The sequence below is a fragment of the Burkholderia sp. E168m23 genome (assembly GCF_016586125.1).
Taxonomy (GTDB): Bacteria; Pseudomonadota; Gammaproteobacteria; order Burkholderiales; family Burkholderiaceae; genus Burkholderia; species Burkholderia orbicola.
The window spans coordinates 1-1,821 of the sequence record NZ_BCPP01001181.1; the positions used below are offsets into that span (position 1 = coordinate 1).

Annotated in this window: 2 protein-coding genes; one reads left to right on the forward strand and one right to left on the reverse strand. The window is 66.3% G+C overall.

Features of this window, described 5'->3' with window-relative positions:
• The coding region (locus tag JMF90_RS35425; protein ID WP_201326192.1) for a glycosyltransferase at nt 1–434 on the reverse strand (434 nt) is incomplete at its 3' end.
• A gap of 638 nt (nt 435–1,072) precedes the next feature.
• Here JMF90_RS35425 and JMF90_RS35430 point away from each other — a divergent pair.
• On the forward strand, nt 1,073–1,821 hold a 749-nt coding region (locus JMF90_RS35430; RefSeq protein ID WP_201326193.1), incomplete at its 3' end, for an LLM class flavin-dependent oxidoreductase.

The following is a 1,821-nucleotide window of genomic DNA, read 5'->3' on the forward strand; positions in this document are numbered from 1 at the left end:
TCGGGCTGCACCGCGATGTCGCTGTCCGCGATCACGATGCGGCCATATTTCGCGCGCTCGGCGAGATTGATCAGGTTGCTGACCTTCAGGTTCTTGCCATGCACGCGCGCGTCGATCACGAGCGTGATGTCGCACTCCGGATGATCGGCGCGCAGCCGCTCGACGACGGCGATGGCCGGATCGGCCGACGATGCGACGCCGAGCAGCACCTCGTAGCGAGGATGGCGCTGCGCGCAGAAGGTCGCGAGGTTTTCATACAGGTGCGGCTCCGCGCCGCACAGCGGCTTCAGCACACTGACCGGCTCGAAGCCGTCGCGCACCGCGGTGCGCGGCGTGCGCGGCCGCGGCGCGAAGGCCGCGACGAGCGCGTAGCCGGCCGCGGCCAGCGTGAAGATGATCAGCAGCCAGTCGAGCAGCGTTGCGGCGGGCGTCATGCGCGAGGCCTCCCGGCGAACGGGGCGCCCTGGCAAACGCTTGAGCGTGATTGAGCGTGATGCGGTATTCCGACAACGACGAACGCGGGCACGACCCGACTCCTTGTTCCAGCAGCGTCTGTAATGGGGGAGGCACGACCCGTCGTTCGGGTGCGGCCATGCCCGGCTTCGCGTGGCGTATCCCCGCGCAGCGCCCGGACGGCATGCGGGAAGACTCGAATGGCTCCATCGGCACAACATGGGCAGGCGCCGGATTTTAGCAGTCCGCAGCCCCCCGCGTGCGGCGCTTCGAGAAACGGACTAGTGCAATTCCGGCAAAGCTGAGCGGTCGACGGACCTGATCGGCCCGACCACGTTCACGTTAGCGTAAGTACTTTGCAGGCGTATTGCAGTCTTTAAAATCAAACGTTTCGTGCAAATTTGTATGTCGATGCGGTTTCACTTCCAATCGCCGTAAAGTTTGGTAATTAATCAGCGATTAGCTTGATTTTTGCAACGATCGTCGCAAGCAACCCTGCACCCCTGTAAGGCGCATGGGTATCCGCGCGCCGCCAGCACGTTCCGGAACCCTTTGGCAAAATCCTTGGCATTTGTTGCGTCAGCGCATCACCACGCCACCCCGTTTCGAAGGTCTTCCGATGACACCGTTTTCCGTACTCGATCTCGCCCCCATTCCGGCCGGCGCCGACGCCTCGCAGGCGTTCCGTAACACCGTCGATCTCGCACAGCATGCGGAACGCTGGGGCTACCAGCGCTACTGGCTGGCCGAGCATCACAACATGCCGGGGATCGCGAGTGCGGCCACCGCCGTCGTGATCGGCCACGTCGCGGGCGCCACGCGGACGATCCGGGTCGGCTCGGGCGGCATCATGCTGCCGAACCATGCGCCGCTCGTGATCGCCGAACAGTTCGGCACGCTCGCGTCGCTGTATCCGGGGCGCATCGACCTCGGCCTCGGCCGCGCGCCCGGCACCGACCAGACCACGTCGCGCGCGCTGCGCCGCGACCTGATCGGCAGTGCCGATTCGTTTCCGGACGACGTCGCGGAGCTGCAGCGCTACTTCGCGGAGCCGGTACCGGGCCAGCGCGTGCGGGCGGTGCCCGGCGCGGGGCTCGACGTCCCGGTGTGGCTGCTCGGTTCGAGCCTGTTCAGCGCGCAGCTCGCGGCGATGCTCGGGCTGCCGTTCGCGTTCGCGTCGCATTTCGCGCCGGATTATCTGATGCGGGCGCTCGAGATCTATCGCGCGCAATACCGGCCGTCGGCCGCGTGGCCGAAACCGCATGCGATGGTGGGCGTCAACGTGTTCGCGGCCGAGACCGACGACGAGGCGCGGCGCCTGTTCACGTCGCTGCAGCAACAGTTCATCAACCTGCGGCGCGGCACGCC